Annotated in this window: 15 protein-coding genes; 1 reads left to right on the plus strand and 14 read right to left on the minus strand. The window is 64.0% G+C overall.

The features are described 5' to 3' along the window. Window position 1 precedes the first annotated feature (1 nt). From P6U25_RS07055 to P6U25_RS07095, 9 genes are all read right to left on the minus strand, one after another. Window positions 2-2,209: an ABC transporter permease gene (locus P6U25_RS07055; RefSeq protein ID WP_407150781.1), complete on the minus strand. Its 2,208-nt coding sequence runs from the start codon at window positions 2,207-2,209 to the stop codon at window positions 2-4. Continuing rightward, on the minus strand, window positions 2,202-2,984 hold the full coding sequence (locus tag P6U25_RS07060) for an ABC transporter ATP-binding protein (RefSeq protein ID WP_407150782.1): 783 nt from the start codon (window positions 2,982-2,984) through the stop codon (window positions 2,202-2,204). The genes P6U25_RS07055 and P6U25_RS07060 overlap by 8 nt, the downstream gene beginning before the upstream one ends. Beyond that, on the minus strand, window positions 2,977-4,065 hold the full coding sequence (locus P6U25_RS07065; protein ID WP_407150783.1) for a branched-chain amino acid ABC transporter permease: 1,089 nt from the start codon (window positions 4,063-4,065) through the stop codon (window positions 2,977-2,979). Before P6U25_RS07065 ends, P6U25_RS07060 begins: the two co-directional genes overlap by 8 nt. A 1-nt stretch (window position 4,066) precedes the next feature. Next, window positions 4,067-5,077, minus strand: a complete 1,011-nt coding sequence (locus P6U25_RS07070; protein ID WP_407150784.1) for a branched-chain amino acid ABC transporter permease — start codon at window positions 5,075-5,077, stop codon at window positions 4,067-4,069. A 117-nt stretch (window positions 5,078-5,194) separates the two neighbouring features. Beyond that, entirely contained in the window at window positions 5,195-6,013 is an 819-nt protein-coding gene (locus P6U25_RS07075) for an AraC family transcriptional regulator (protein ID WP_407150785.1), read from the minus strand. A 137-nt stretch (window positions 6,014-6,150) separates the two neighbouring features. Then, the gene (locus P6U25_RS07080; RefSeq protein WP_407150786.1) at window positions 6,151-7,401 is read right to left on the minus strand and encodes an ABC transporter substrate-binding protein; all 1,251 of its coding nucleotides are present in this window, start codon (window positions 7,399-7,401) and stop codon (window positions 6,151-6,153) included. Window positions 7,402-8,257: 856 nt separating this feature from the next. Beyond that, entirely contained in the window at window positions 8,258-9,292 is a 1,035-nt protein-coding gene (locus P6U25_RS07085) for an ATP-grasp domain-containing protein (RefSeq protein WP_407150787.1), read from the minus strand. Further along, complete coding sequence (locus tag P6U25_RS07090; protein ID WP_407150788.1) at window positions 9,289-10,317, minus strand: putative zinc-binding metallopeptidase; 1,029 nt, start codon at window positions 10,315-10,317, stop codon at window positions 9,289-9,291. Before P6U25_RS07090 ends, P6U25_RS07085 begins: the two co-directional genes overlap by 4 nt. A 168-nt stretch (window positions 10,318-10,485) precedes the next feature. Beyond that, the gene (locus P6U25_RS07095) at window positions 10,486-10,755 is read right to left on the minus strand and encodes a hypothetical protein (RefSeq protein WP_407150789.1); all 270 of its coding nucleotides are present in this window, start codon (window positions 10,753-10,755) and stop codon (window positions 10,486-10,488) included. Window positions 10,756-10,915: 160 nt separating this feature from the next. Between P6U25_RS07095 and P6U25_RS07100 the strand changes: the two genes are divergently transcribed. Further along, a complete protein-coding gene (locus P6U25_RS07100; RefSeq protein ID WP_407150790.1) occupies window positions 10,916-11,275 on the plus strand; it encodes a YciI family protein in 360 nt (119 codons plus the stop codon). 206 nt (window positions 11,276-11,481) lie between these two features. Here P6U25_RS07100 and P6U25_RS07105 read toward each other — a convergent pair whose 3' ends face one another. The 5 genes from P6U25_RS07105 to P6U25_RS07125 form a co-directional block, all read right to left on the minus strand. Beyond that, window positions 11,482-11,688 (minus strand): DUF3551 domain-containing protein, encoded by a 207-nt coding sequence (locus tag P6U25_RS07105; RefSeq protein ID WP_407152452.1) that lies wholly within the window; start codon window positions 11,686-11,688, stop codon window positions 11,482-11,484. 473 nt (window positions 11,689-12,161) lie between these two features. Beyond that, window positions 12,162-12,515 carry a hypothetical protein gene (locus P6U25_RS07110; protein ID WP_407150791.1) on the minus strand — a complete coding sequence of 118 codons (354 nt, stop codon included), beginning with the start codon at window positions 12,513-12,515 and terminating at the stop codon, window positions 12,162-12,164. Between the two features lie 355 nt (window positions 12,516-12,870). Then, a complete protein-coding gene (locus P6U25_RS07115; protein WP_407150792.1) occupies window positions 12,871-13,539 on the minus strand; it encodes an HAD hydrolase-like protein in 669 nt (222 codons plus the stop codon). Between the two features lie 110 nt (window positions 13,540-13,649). Further along, entirely contained in the window at window positions 13,650-15,053 is a 1,404-nt protein-coding gene (locus P6U25_RS07120) for an MFS transporter (RefSeq protein ID WP_407150793.1), read from the minus strand. 135 nt (window positions 15,054-15,188) lie between these two features. After that, window positions 15,189-15,452, minus strand: a complete 264-nt coding sequence (locus tag P6U25_RS07125; RefSeq protein ID WP_407150794.1) for a hypothetical protein — start codon at window positions 15,450-15,452, stop codon at window positions 15,189-15,191. Window positions 15,453-15,460 lie beyond the last annotated feature (8 nt).

Genomic DNA, 15,460 nt, shown 5'->3' on the forward strand with positions numbered 1-15,460 from the left:
GTCACCTCGCCACTCTCCGCCGTCCACCGGCGCGTCCAAGCAGCGGTCGGAACGCGCTGACGATGGCGGCGGTGAATTCGGGATCGTTGATGTTGCGCTTGACGCGAACGATTTGCCGGTTGCTGGTCTGACGCACGGTGCGCTCCAGCGTACGGAACAGCGCGGCATCCGCCTCGGGATCCCAGAACGGCTGGCCGGGCGCATCGAGCGCGGAGACGCCGCCCTCGGGTAGGAAGAAGCGCACTGTCCCATCCATCTGGTTGAGCCGCTCGCCGATCCAGCGGCCCATGCGCTCGTTCTCGTCAGGCGTCGTCCGCATCAATGTGACTTGCGGGTTGTGGACGTGAAATTTGCGCTGCCGGTAGCGCTCCGGGATCGTATCGGGCGCACCGAAATTGACCATGTCGAGCGCGCCAACCGAGCCGACATAAGGCACGCGGCTGCGGATGATGGCGCCGAAGCGGTCCTCCGTTGCCGGGAAGACGCCGCCCATCAGGAGATCACAAATTTCGGTCGTAGTGAGGTCGATGACGCCGGCGAGCTGACCGGACTCGACCAGCTTTTCCATCGAGCGGCCGCCGACACCGGTGGCATGGAAGACCAGGCACTCGAAGTCCTCGCGCAAATCGGCGGCGATCTTCTGCACGGCGGGGGTGGTGACGCCGAACATGGTGATGCCGATGGCGGGCAGACTGGCGCCATCTCGCGGTTTGCCGGCCTGTTCGTCGAGCCGCGCCTTGACCATGCCGACCAGCGCATTGGCGCCGTTGGCGAGTACCGCGCGCGAGATCGAGTTGAGGCCCTGCACGTCGGTCACCGAATACATCATGGTGATGTCGGCTGGCCCGACATAGGGACCGACATCGCCGGACGCGATCGAGGAGATGATGAGTTTCGGCACGCCGACCGGCAGCGTGCGCATGCCGGGCGCGACCAGCGAGGCGCCGCCCGAACCGCCGGCCGAGATGATGCCCGCGACATTGCCCTGGCGGCGCAGCCACCGCTCGAACGCTTCCGCCATCGCCGTCACCGAGGCACCGCGATCGGCGCCGAACACGCCGGAGCCGCCGCGTCCATGGTTCAGCGCGATCTCCTGCGCGGTGACGTCGCAGCTCGATGCTTTGCCGCTGGTCGAAACGTCGACCAGACGCGTGCGCAGGCCGCTGCCCGCGACGATGTCGCGGATGAAGCGGAGCTCGGCGCCCTTGGTGTCAAGCGTGCCGACGACCAGCACGACGGGAGGTCCTGATGTCCTCGATGCTGCCGGTTCATGCCGCGCACGGGTCGCTTGTTCGAGCCGCGTGACACCGGTCGACTGCGTTCGCGCTGCGGCTTCGATGCGGGCGATCGGCACCGGCTGCGACCAGCGCGTCGGCAGCACGGGATTGGAGACATAGATGCGGACCGGTCCCTTGCGCTCCGGCTGCGGCGCTCTCGCAGCCTCAGCTCTCTGTGGCGTCGCCTCGGCGTCGGTCTCGTCGGCGCCGTGCGTGCCGACGCCGAGCAGCCGCTGCTGCAGCTCGCGGTCGGCGGCAAGCCGCGCGGAATCGATGATGCGGTTGACGCGGCCGTTGACCATGATGGCGACGTTACGCGACACCGCCGTTGCCACACCGATATTCTGCTCGATGACGAGGACGGAGATGTCGCCTTCATCGCCGAGGCGCAGCAGCATATCCTCGACCTGGGCGACAATGACCGGCGCGAGCCCTTCGGTCGGCTCGTCCATGATCAACAGATGCGGATTGGTCAGCAGTGCGCGTGAGATCGCGAGCATCTGCTGCTCGCCGCCGGAGAGCTGGCTGCCGCCATGGTTTCTGCGCTCGGCGAGGCGTGGGAAGGTGTCGTAGATCCGCTCGGCGGTCCAGGAGCCGCGCCGCAGGCCGCCGGCAAGTTGCAAGTGCTCGTCGACGGTCAGCGAGCGCCACAGGCGCCGGCCCTGCGGCACATAGCCGACCCCGAGCCGGGCAATGCGCGCCGGGGGCAGCCGCGTCACCTCCTCGCCGCTGATACGGATCGAGCCGCTACTGGCGCGAACCAGGCCCATGATGGCCCTGCACAGCGTGGTCTTGCCCATGCCATTACGGCCGACCACCGAAAACACGCCGGAGTCGAGCGTCAGGTCGACGCCTTGCAGCGCGTGCGAATGCCCGTAATAGACATCGAGGCCCTTCACTTCGAGCGCGGGCGCGGTGCGGCGGTCATTCATGGCCGCCTCCGAGGTAGAGCTCCTGCACCTCGGGATCGGACTCGATCTCGCGCGGCAGGCCTTCCTTGAAGATGCGGCCATTGTGCATCATCGTCACGCTCTCGACGACGCGAAGCGCAACGTCCATGTCGTGCTCGATGATGATGTAGCCGATGTGCGCCGGCAGCGAGGTCAGTATCTCGATCAGCTCGCGCCGCTCGGTCGGCGACAGTCCCGCGGCCGGCTCGTCGAACAGGATGAAGCGCGGCGCCCCGGCAAGCGCCAGCGCGATCTCGAGCTGGCGCTGCTGGCCGTGCGCGAGCTCGGCGACGCGCTGGTCCCTCACGCCGGTCAAGTGGACGGCCTGAACCAGCGTTTCAGTCGTATGCATCAGCGCGTCGTTCTGTCCCGGACGGAGGAACGAGAACCGGCCGCGCGACACGCCGCGGCAGGCGAGATAGACGTTGTCCTGCACGGTGAGGCCGGGGAATAGAGCCGAGATCTGATAGGTGCGGCGGAGCCCGCGGCGGATGCGCTCATAGGGCGGAAACTGGGTGATGTCCTCGCCGAAGAAGCGGATCGTGCCGGAGGATGGCGGGAAGTCGCCGGTGATGCAGTTGAACAGCGTGGTCTTGCCGGCACCGTTCGAGCCGAGCACGGCGCGCCGCTCACCAGGCCGCACTGTGATGGTGACGTCCGTTAGTGCTGCCAGCGCGCCGAACAGCCGCGTCACGCCGCGCAACTCCAAGGCCGCGCCGGCGCCAACCGCGGACAGTCGCTGCGCGACGCTATCCATGGCGCCCTCCGCCCGGCCGTTTCGCCGAAGATGCATTGCGGCGCTGCCAGCGCTCCCACAGGCCGATCACGCCGTCCGACGACCAAAACACGATGGCGAGGAAGCCGAGCCCGATCAGAAGCCGGAAGCGGTTGCCGTCGAGCCCGAGCTTGACCAGCAGATCGAGCGCGAAGGTGCGCAATAGGACGAAGATGAAGGCGCCGATGAACGGGCCGATCGGCCGGGTGATGCCGCCGACCACGGCGATGATCAGGACATCGATGCAGGCGCCGACGCTGACCGAGCCCGGCGAGATCTGCCGGTAGTTCCAGACTTGCAGCACGCCGCCGAGCCCCGCGATGAAGGCGGCGAAGGCGTAGGCCGCGATGCGGTGCGCATTCGGATTGAAGCCGAGCGCCGCCATGCGGCGGGAATTGTCGCGCACGCCCTGCAGCGCGAGGCCGAACGGTGCGCGCGAGACATACTGGACCGCGAAATAGCAGATCGCGGCGACGCCCAGCGTCACGTAGTAGAAGGCGATGTCGGCGCGCCAGTCGATGCCCCAGAAATGCGGCGTCGCGACATTGTTGATGCCGGTGTGGCCGTTGAAGATCGCCCAATTCTGATTGGTGAAGTAGTAGAACGCAGCGCCGATCGCCAGCGTGATCATGATGGTGTAGATGCCCTCGGTGCGCACCGCGAGCGCGCCGCCGAGCGTGCCGAACAGCGTCGCCAGCGCCAACGCCATCGGGGTCGCGAGCCACCACGGCCAGCCCAGGCTGATGTTGGCGTTGCCGCTGACGCCGAACACCGCGACCATATAGCCGGCGAAGCCCGCGATCGTGAGCTGCATCAGGCTGACCATGCCGCCATAGCCGGCGAGGAACATCAGGCTGAGCGCGATGATGCCGAGGATCAGCGTGGTGCCGAAGATCTCGATCAGGAAGAAGCCGTTGGCGATCAGCGGCATGATCACCAGGATCAGCGCGACCAGCCAGGCCACCGGGTTCTGGAATTCAGGCCAGGCGCGGATGAAGGCGCGCCGTGCCTCCGAGGCTGTGGTCGGGTCAGGGCGCAGTTGGGTGCTCTGCAGCAACGACATGTCATCGCCTCGCGAGCAGGCCCTGCGGCCGCAGCGCCAGCACCAGCACCATGATCAGGAAGGTGACGACGATGGCGTAGGTCGGGATGTAGACCGAGCCGAGCTGCTCGGCGAGGCCGATGATGACGGCGCCGAGTGCAGCGCCCGGGATCGAGCCCATGCCGCCGACGATCACCACGACCAGCGAGGCGAGCAGGAAGCGGGTGTCCTCGCCCGGCGACAGCGACTGGAAGGTGCCGCCGACGACGCCGGCGATTCCGGCGAGGCCTGCGCCGAGCGCGAACACCAGCACGAACACGAGCTGGATCCGCACACCGGTCGCGGCGAGGATGTCGCGGTCGTCGACGCCGGCGCGTACGATCATGCCGATCCGGGTGCGGTTAAGCGCAAGCCACATCGCGATCCCGATCACCACGGAGGCGGCGAAGATCACGAGCCGCACCAGCGGATATTGCAGATAGACCGGCTCGCCGGAGGATTTCACCGCCGTGAGCAGCGGTAGCTGTATCGGGCCGATCAGCCAGCTCGGCGTCTGGATCTGGTAGAAGTCACCGCCGAACACCCAGAGCATCAGGTCGGCGAACACGATCGAGAGCCCAATCGTCACCATAGTCTGGCGGAGGTCCTGTCCCTCCATGCGGCGGAACACGGCAAGCTGCAGGATCACGCCGACCAGCGCCACCGCGATGAAGGCAACGATGAAGCTCAGGATCCACGAACCGGTCCAGGCGCTGATCGCGTAGCCGATATAGCCGCCGAACAGATAGAGCGAGCCGTGCGCGAGGTTGACATTGCGCATCAGGCCGAAGATCAGCGTGAAGCCGCTGGCGACCAGGAAGTAGAGCCCGCCGAGCGTGATGCCGTTGAAGACCGCGTTGAGGAATACGCGCTTGCGGCCGATCGCGGATTCCAGCCCCGGCGGCCAGATCGCGAAGATCAGCCACAGCAGCACCGCGACCGCGATGATCGCGATCAGCGCCCAGGCCGGATGGCGTTCGATGAACCGGGTCATCTCCGACGCGTTCCCTCAAGCCGCGTCCTCTCACGGGGCGCGTTTCGGGCATCCTATCGAGGGCGAGGGCGGCGGATTTGATCGAGAGTATCTTTTATCGTGTCAGGTGGAACTCCTTCAGGGGCGCAACACCTTGGCGGCGCGGCGGTAGTCGGTCGGGGCCATGCCGACATTGGCGGCGAAGAAGCGGGTGAAGCCGCTCTGCGAGGAGAAGCCGAGATCGAAGCCGATGTCGGCGATCGGGGACTCGGTCGCGACCAGCGCGTCCAGCGCCTGCTCCATGATCAGTGTGTTCATGTAGAGGTGAGGGGTGACGCCGGTCTGGGTGCGGAACAGCCGGTAGAAATGCGGCCGCGACAGGCCGGCTTCCCGCGCGATCGCATCGAGCTCGATCTCGGCCCCGGGACTTTCCGACATCAGCTTGATCGACTTGCGGACGCGGAAGTCGGTGATCGCCGCCGCCGCGCGCGCCGCCTGCGCGGCCTGCCAGCTTTCCTCGTAGCAGGACTCGATCAATTGCCTGAGCTCGCTGTCGAGGCTGCGCAGCGATGGCGCGCCGCACACCAGGGCTGCCGTGCGGCGGATCAATTTGTCGAGCGCCTCGGTGCGGGGAAAGAAGGTGCGGCCGAAGCGCAGGTTCTGCGCGGTCGCCGCCGCGGGCGCGAACCATTCGGCATTGACATAGAGCACGAAGAAGATCGCGCCGTGCTCCGTGTCCGACGGCAGAAAGTTGTGCGGCTCCCACGGGTTGACCGCGACCACGCTGTCATCCCTGAGCAGCCAGCGCTGGTCCGAGACGTCGATCTGCGCCGGCGTGCCACCGACGTGAAAGATCAGGTGCCCTTCGCGGTGCGCATGCACGTTGAAGGGGCGGTTCAACTGATAGACCGTCGCGCGGCCGAACCGGCCGTGGAAGACGGCAAGCGCCCTGCTCATGCCTCCCCTCCCGCGGGATGTTCTTGTCTTTTCGACAAGCGTTCAACATCCGCCAACGGAAAGCAAGGGCGAGCAGGGCGTCCGATACAACCGCGTCGCTCCGCCACGGCTGGCTTGCCCGCACTGCAGCAAATACGTCAGTACTTCTTGCACTCCGGGACGGTGCGGCTGGGCAGGCCGATCTTGGCGAAGGTCGCGGGATCGTAGCCCAGCGTCTGGTTGACGTTCGGGATCACCTTCACGACCTTGCTGAACAGCGCGCCCTTGCCGTCATCGACCACCTCCGTGACAAAGTTGGTGCCGATCGCCTGGCGGTTGGAGTCGAGCTTGATCTTGCCGTTCGGCGCGTCGATCTCGATCTTCGCCAGCGCGTCCTTGAGCTTGGCCTGGTTGTTGGAGAGGTCGCCATTGACCTGCCGCAGCGCCAGGATCAGCGCCATCGTGGAGTCATAGTAGTTGGTCGCCAGCAGCGACGGGCTCGGGAAGCGCTTGGCCGGCGGGAAGGAGTCCTGGTAGGCCTTCACGAATTTCTGCCAGTTCGGATCGTCCCAGGTGTCGGCCTGGCCGCTTGCCGCGATGGTGCCGATCAGCGCGTTCTTGGCGCTGCCCTTCGACGACAGGATGGTCTGGTCGATCATGATCGAGCCGCCCATCAGATGCGCCTTGCCGCCGGCCTGCTGATACTGGTTGAGGAAGTTGACAGCGTCGGCGCCGCCGAGCCCGAGATAGATCGCGTCGACATCGTCAGGCAGCGCGGCGATCACGGAGGCGAAATCCTTGGTGCCGAGCGGCACCCATTGCCGGCTGGTGACCTGGCCGCCGGCGCCGCAGAATTCCAGCACCAGCCCGAACACCTGGGTGTAGATGAAGGAATAGTCCTCGCCGACCGTCGCGATCTTGCGATAGCCCTTGGTCTCATAGGCGTATTTGCCGAGACCGACCTGCCACTGCGCACCATCCATATTGTAACGGAAGAAGTTCGGCGCCGGGTCGACATAGGTCGCTTCCTGCGCGCCGGAGGCGGCGTTGACGAAGGTCAGCTCCGGATGCGTCTTCGCGAAATTCTTCACCGCGATGCCTTCGTCGCCCGACAGCGGCGACAGCAGGATCTGCACCTTGTCCTGCTCGATCAGCTTGCGCACCGCGCGCACCGCGGAGTCCGGCGTCGCGTCGGTCGAGGCGACGACGAACTCGAGCTCCTTGTCGCCGATCTTCTTGCCGAGCACGTTGAGCGCAGTCTGGAAGCCGCGCATGCCGTCCTCGCCGAGCACCGTGTAGGTGCCTTCGAGCGTTGCGGTGACGCCGACCTTGATCTTCTCCTGAGCGAACGCCGTGCCCGAAAGCAACAGGCTGCCCAACGCTATCAGTCCCACACTGCCCTTCAACATTGCTCTCCTCCCTGCTGTTGTCGCCGGCGTCCGCGTTTCAGGTGCGGACGTCCGGTTGTTGCGCGTAAGGCTAGCCGATGGCGGGCGCGACGCGGATGTCGTCGCCCTCCGATGGCTTGACGGGCAGTCTCATTTTGATTGTTGCGCCGCAACGAGGTTGGTGGCGGCAATGTCGCCGGGACGACGGCGAGTGTGTTGCACCGCTGGTGAGTCATACATTCGCGTTCTCGCGACATGAATTGTCCGAGCTTTGCATCTCGTTTCGCCGCTCTGAAAGCAGAGGGCGCAGGGAAAGCCGGGTGCCGATCGCACCCATGGGCCCCGAGCAAGGGTAGAAAGCTCGGGGGTAGGACCACAGGTGTAACCGGAGCAATCCCGGCTTTCCCTGCGCGATGGGTTACGGCTTATACGTGCTCGCCCCGGCGAGACTGGGCTTGGTTGTCACCGCTGTTGCAAGACGCAATTGCGTCTTGCAACAGGACACCTGCCGCTAGGGCGTCAGGCCTGCACGATTTCGCCGTCCGCCTCATGCGCACTCGTCAGTTGCGCAAAAGGCATCCACCGCATCTCGACCCAGCACTCGTGACGATCGCGAAGCGCCCCTCAAGCGGGTGAGACGGACTGTTCATACACTGAGTTGCACTTCTAAAAAACAGAAATATTTTGCATGAGGGGCTTGCGCCGTCGGGCAACTCAGTGCCAAGGCGCTCTCGATTTCTGCAAACAAAAATGCTGTTGTCGCGGTGAAGCCCAAGGCCGGCGGCCGCGCCCTTTCTCCCATGCGATGCCGCCCGCGCACCACATCAATCAACCTCTGAGCACGCACTCGCTGTGCTTGCCCATCTCGTGTCGCCTTTCAGCCGAGTGACACACCTGCCTTTGCGCGGCTGATTCCAAGGGTCACGATCCGATGCAGCAGATCCGGGTAGTCCAACCCGTCATGCTGAGCCGCCGTGGCGAACTCCTGGCTCTTCGCGATTTCGGGATTGGGATTCGCCTCGATGAAATACGGAACGCCATCGGCAGAGAGACGAAAGTCGATGCGCGCGTAGCCGTCGAGCCCCAGCGCCCGGTAGATTCGTTTCGCGGTTCGCTGGATACGCGCGGATAGTTCCGGCGCAAGATCCTCGGCTGGTCCATCGACAATTCCGACGCGTTCCTGATAATCGGGATCGTGTTTGGCTTTCTCGGTGGCGATGTGCCGGGCGCCGCGACCGCCCATGCTGCCGAATTTCAATTCCCAAACCGGCAGAACGCGCAGCCGGTTGTTGCCGAGCACACCGACATAGAGCTCGCGCCCCTCGATATACTGCTCGGCGATGGCGGCGGATCCGATCCGCTCGTGGATGAAGGCGACGCGCTCCGCGAGCTTCTCGTCCGTATCGACGATGGAGGCCTGCGAGATACCGAACGATCCATCCATGTTCAGGCTCTTGACGATGAGCGGCAGCGCGAGGCGCGCCGGCCGTTTGACCTTGTGGCGCATCGGGAACACGGCGAAGGCCGGCACGGCGATCCGGCGATGATGCACCAGCGTCTTGGACAGATCCTTGCCTCGCGCCAGGATCAGGCCGCGCGGGTTGCACCCGGTATACGGAATCCGCATCAGTTCGAGATAGCTGGCGATGTGCTGGTCATACACGACCTCGTAGTGGAATTCCTCCAGCAGCGTGAACACCACATGCGGCTTGAAACCTTCGATCTCGTCGCGCACCGGCTTGATTTCCTCCTGTGCGCCGAGCGGGCGAACTTCGTGGCCGGCCGCGCGCAACGTGCTTACGACGTCGTATTCCGTCTTCCACGCGTTGATCTGCTGCGCGGTGTATCCATCGGTCGAGTCTGGAGGTACACAGTCCGGATGCATGAGCACGAGAATGCGAAGGCGTCTCATAGCGCGATCCATTTGCGCCGCGACGGCCCGAACAGCGCGTGCATGGTTTTGGCGGTCAAGAGGACGGTGAAGTTGATCACGAGCTTCTGTTCCGGGCCGACGGCACGCAGATCGAGTTCGCGGCAGCGAGAGATCATGTCGTCAAGCACGGAATCGAGCGTCAACTGGTTCTCACCTGTCCACCGCGCGACGAGCTGGCGGATTTGGGCGCGGTGCCGCCTGATGAAGGCCGAGGCCGGCCGTCCCCGCCGATGCAGCGGATCGGCGGAGAACAGCCGGGTGAGATCGCGGTCGTAAGTCTTCGGTGGCGTGAAGGCGTAGAACGCCTGCTTCTTCTTGTAGTGCTCGCCGAGCGTTTGGCTGAGCTCATGCAGCGGGTCGACCCGCTCTCGCGTCGTGACCAGCGGTCGCTTCCCTGCAATCTCAGCCATCAACTCGTCGACATATTCGAGCTTCTTCAGCGCCGGCCATCCGGCATACCGCGTCCGCCAGTTCGAACGCGGCCGCAGCCACACCGCGAAGGTTTCAGCGAAATCCTCGTCCGGGTGGCTCTGCGCGTACCAGCGCCGAAGATGCTGGACATAATTGCGGCTGGCGGGATTGGGCCGGTAGTAGCGCGGGTAGTGCTTCGACGACGGTCCGAACAACTTCTGCCAACGCCTGCGGCGTTGCAGTTGATAGCCATGCTGCATGGCATGGCCGGCCTCATGACGGAGAATGGCCATGCACTCGGACCATGCGCCTCCCTCGACATCGAGCATCATCTTCTTCTCGAGCTTCATCAGGCGGGGATGCGTGAGATAGAATGGGATGGCAATGCCAGGCACGTTTGCCGGACTGAACCATTCGCTCGATATCCATGCATGCGGCCGCAGCCGGATGCCCCGCTCTTCGAGCTCCTCATAGAGGGTGCTGAGACAATCCTCGAGCCAGGTGCCCTCGACCGCAACCCTCAAACTGCTGAGCCGTTGCTCGAGCAACTGCTCGTCCGACAGCTCTTCCCAGGCATATCTCCGGCGCGGCATAGGACCCAGAAGTCGTGACAACCGATATTTGAATGGTGTCACAGGTTGCTGTCGGCAACAACCACCGAGTCCTCGCGCCTTGCCGCGTCACCGGCGTGATCGGACGGTACTGCCCCGCGGCTACCGACGGGATCGTCGGCCGGCTACAATCGATCGCGGGTCGCGGGCTTATGCGGCGTGCGACGGCCTGGCGCGAACCGGGCGGCCAAACCGAAATGCGTCGACGGGGGCGATTTCTCCATCGAGCCAATCCTGCTCTCGCGCCAGAGCCCTCCAGGATTCTTCCATGCGCTTGAACAGAGCTTTCGTCTGCTTGTCGGTTGAACGCCTGGCGAGCTTGGAACAGATCACGGCGTTGTCCAACAGAAGCTGCGACCGTTTCATGGAAAGTCCCTCCTGTCCTGTGCAGAAGAAACGTAGGCAATCGGACAAGGCCATTCAACGAATCCTCCATGACCATTTCGTAACGCTCGTGAACGCGTGTTCATCGCGACCTTTCCGGCCAAGAATATTTGCAGGACGATGTCGGCGTTCCACAATCGCATTCGTCGTTCCGATGTCCATCCAGTGAAGCCTAGCTCAAACAAGGAGACAGACGATGCGTGTCATGGTGATCGTCAAGGCGACCGAAGACAGCGAAAAGGGGATTCTTCCCACCACCGAGTTGCTCGAGGCGATGGGGAGGTACAATGAGGAGCTCGCCAATGCCGGCATCCTGCGCGCCGCCGATGGCCTCAAACCCTCATCCCACGGCAAGCGTATCGCGTTCGACGGCACCGGCCGTACAGTCACCGATGGGCCGTTCGCCGCGACCCGCGAACTGGTCGCCGGCTTCTGGCTCTGGGAGGTCAAGGACATGGAGGAGGCGGTCGCCTGGGTGAAGCGCTGCCCCAATCCGATGGCGGGACCAAGCGAGATCGAGATCCGGCCGTTATATGAGATGACCGATTTTCAATGAGACTTCGGCGCTGGAGGCGACTGAAATCGATCACTGAATGCGAGCTCGCCGGCAGCAAGAGTGTCGGCGAGCTCCGCGGCACTCCATTCGACTTCGGGCGGTTCGCCGGGACGACTTAGTGAGCCAAACATCGTCACATCAAGGACTGCGGGTCCGGCGCAGTCGTGAGGCTCAACCGCATGCTCGCGAAGGCAAGCGTAAGAACATTATCGTGCAAACCGGCGAGGGGGCAACGACCGCCCAGCATAATAGGGATTGAACAGACAGGTCGCCGGAATCCCCGTGGCGGAGGCCTGGCACTGATTGAACGAGGTGAAGATGCAGTCCATTCGCTCGCCGATCAACGTACCGTAAACATGCATGCAGACCGGGTAACGCGGATCATACATTTGCGCAGATGCCGGTCGTGTCATCCAAAGCGCGCCCAGTGCAAGCACCAGCGCTCCAATTAACTTCACATCAGGTCTCCCGCCGTTCGTCGCGAGCTTTCATCACTTGCTCGGATGCATGATAGCCTCGGTGTTGCGCCTTGATCCAGTCCTCGGAAGCGGACCCGCCCGGGCTAAAGCTCTCTGTCGTCTTGGCGAAAGCCAGGACCCATTACCGCTGCAGTTGGTTGGAAACGGGAACGTGGCCCGAGCGTCGTGCAACAGTGACCATTTGAGGTAATGGGTCCTGGCTTTCGCCACGACGACGCTGGGGATATTTCTCGCTCGACTACCGGTATCGTCGATCCGTCAGGTCACGGGTTGACGCGGCTTCGCGCGCTCTGCGAGCGCGGGGACGATCTGGCGGGAGATTGCGATGGATCGGATAGAGCATGGGGCCCGCCGGGTGTGAACCGGCGAGCCTATGTTGTGTCCGGATTTCGTCGGGCTGTCTGTGCTCAGGCCGTTTTGGCGAAGAGCGTCAGGATGCCGTTGGTGAGATTGACCGCGACGACTTGTGACGAGCTGAGGCCCTTTGCCTTGAGCGCCGATACGGCCTCCGGCGACGCGTCGACCGATTGCTGAAGCTTTCTCAGATCGTCTTCGCTTGCCTTTGCGACGACATTCTCGACCTTCGTGCGCAGCTCGGGCTCGAGGTCCTTGATGTTGACGACCTGTATGCTCCGGATGACGGTGGACTCGTCAGACTGAGACTGTGGCGGCGTCTTGGGTTGGGTTCCTTGCGTCTGCCCCCAAGCAGGCGTTCCGAGGGCGAGCGCCGCAACGATGACGGATGCGGTGGAGATCCGCATTGAGCATTCCTTTCTTGGCTTGGTTTACCCCCAACGCCGGCCAGAACGCGCCGTCCCTGCATATCGTTCCGGATGATATGGCGGCCCGCGACGCAGGGTATCGAGATCGGCTTCGCGAAAAGCCACAATTCTCCATGCGGCCAAGCTGATTCTTGATGAGGCCAAGCTGATTCTTGCAACGTTCCCATCACAGTAACCGAGATCCGAGAACGCTGCTCATTGGAGTTCACGCCAGTTTGACTTAGGATTGCTGCCCGCCCAGCGAATGCCCCTTATGGGCTACGCGCAGGTCGCGGTGACCGGTCAAGCCGAAGCCGAACTTCGGAACCGGGCCACTTGGCCGCATGCGCGACAGCTACCCGTTCAGCATTGACAGAACAATGCGAGCAAGGTCCGCCGTCCGCTCCACCAATCGATCTGCGCCGGCCGCCTCGAGCTCGTCCCGGCTGCCATATCCCCAAAGCACGCCAACGCCGCGCATCTTGACCGCGTGAGCGCCGACGATGTCATGCCGGCGATCTCCGACCATGAGACTGTGCGAGGCACGGATATCCCGCTGTTCAGCTAGGATGTGGGCGAGCAACTCGGGCTTATGGTCGAGCTGGCCGCCCGGCACCGAGCCGTAGATGCCGTCGAAATACGTTGCGAGTTGCAGGTTCTCCAGGATGCGCCGCGCAAACACGTCGCGCTTCGACGTCGCCAGATAGAGCCGCAAGCCGGCTTGCCGCATGTCGCGGAGCGCCTCGCCGATTCCGGGGTAAGGCTCGCTTCCGAGCAGACCGCTTTCGCCGTAGTGCTGACGGTAGGCCGCCACGGCTTGATCGAGCCGGTCGTCACCGTGCGGCCGCAGCAGGGCCTGCAAGATGTCTTCGAGCGGCGGTCCGATCGCGCGCCTGATCTCGCGCGCATCGCCGGGCTCGTGTCCGAGCGCACGCAGGGCGGCCGAACAGCTTGCCACAATGCCCGGTTGCGAATCGACGAGCGTTCCGTCGAGATCCAGGAGCACGGAGCGGGCTGGCGGCATGCTCGACCATAGCGGCCGGATGCAGGCGAGTAAATGTCCGCTTCTGGCAACCTGGATCAAAGGTGGATGTGAACCAGGGCCGGGCGTTGTTGCTCGTGCCGGCGGCTACGTCATTTCGAGATCTCCTCGAGCTCGCGGTCGAGCGTGCGTGGACCCCATCCGGCGATGGCGACGACCACGATGAGCATGGCGCCGGCGATCAATCCGAACACGCCCTTGGTGCCCGCGGTCTGCAGGAAGAAGCCGATGATGAAGCTCGCAAAGATCGCGCTGAGCCGGCTCAGCGAATAGGTGAACCCGACCGCGCGCGCCCGGATCCGGGCCGGGAACAGCTCGGCCTGATAATTGTGGAACGAGTAGGAGAGGATGTTGTTCGAAAGCGTGATCAGCACGCCGAACAGGATGAGCAGCGGCATCGTGCTCTGATACGAGAACAACATTCCGAAGATGCCGATGCAGCAGGCCGCGGCGACCAATTGCCACTTGCGCTCGAACTTGTCGGCGAAGCTCATGGCCAGCAACGGCCCGAACGGATTGGCGATCGCGATGATGAACGAATACAGCAGGCTCTTGCCGACGTTGATGCCGGTCTGTTGCGCGATCAGGGTCGGCACCCAGGCCGCGAAGCCGTAGAAGCCGAAGGTCTGGAAGAACTGGAAGACCATCAGCATGAAGGTGCGGCTGCGATAGCGTGGTGCGAATATCTCGGCCAGGCGTCCCAGGGGTTCGGCCTTCTCCACGGCATGACTGCCCGGCGTCGCCAGCGCCGCGCCTTTGAGATCGTCCTGGACTTTCTTTTCGATCGCCGTCGTCACCGCGTCGGCCTCGTCGAGCCGCCCCTGATTGATCAGCCAGCGCGGGCTCTCCGGCACTGAGCGGCGGATGAACCAGACAAACAGCGCGCCGGTCGAGCCGATCAGGACCACCCAGCGCCAGCCGTCCACGCCGAACGGGCTGATCGGCACTAGCATGTAGGAGATGAACGCCACGATCGGCACGACCGAGAACATGACGCCCTGATTGAAGGCGAAGGCGCGGCCGCGCATCGATTTGGGCACGAGTTCGGAAACGTAGGTGTCGATCGTCACTAGTTCCACGCCGATGCCGATGCCGGCGATCAGCCGCCACAGGCTGACGCCAAGGCCGGTGTCCTGGAACGCCATCACGAAGGTCGCCGCGCTGTACCACAGCATCGAATAGGTGAAGACCGTCCGGCGTCCGTATTGATCGGCAACATAGCCGAACGCGCAGGTGCCGATGAACAGGCCGGTGAAGGTTGCCGCGACGAACAGCGCCGGACCCGCGAAGATGCTGACGGACACGTCCTTGAGCAATCCCGCCTTCAGAAGACCGGGGACGATGTAGGCGGTCATGAAGAGATCGTAGAGCTCGAACATGCCGCCGAGCGAGAGCAGCGTGATCATCGTCCAGACATGTCGTGTGCCCGGGAGCCGATCCAGGCGAGCGAGGATGTCCGCGGCACGCCCTTGGGCGGGCTGGTCAATTGTCGACATTGGGCCTCCCGTTATTTTTATGGCGAGGGACGCAGCCTACGCCGACCCCGCGATCGGGGCGACTCATCAAAGCGGAGGGGGCCGCATTCCTGCACTGCTGGCGATGGAGAGGTGCGGGCCGGGATGGATGCGAGCTCAGGACTCGCGATCGACGAACAGCCGCCAGATGCCCTCAAACAACGCCATGCAGACGAACAGCGTCGATGAGGTCAGCAGAATGCCGACCGCGAGATGATGATACGGGGCCCCCTCGGTCACTCCGAATCCGATCAGCGATGCACCGATCAGACACGCCCAACCGACGAGCGCGCGCCAGGATTCGCGGATCCAGGCGGACAATGCGCCCGCCATCGTCGGCTTCTCCGGCTCGGACGGGGCGGTTCGCTGCTCTCTGGTCATGGGCGTGT

It is taken from the genome of Bradyrhizobium sp. ORS 86, assembly GCF_045571475.1.
Classification (GTDB): domain Bacteria; phylum Pseudomonadota; class Alphaproteobacteria; order Rhizobiales; family Xanthobacteraceae; genus Bradyrhizobium.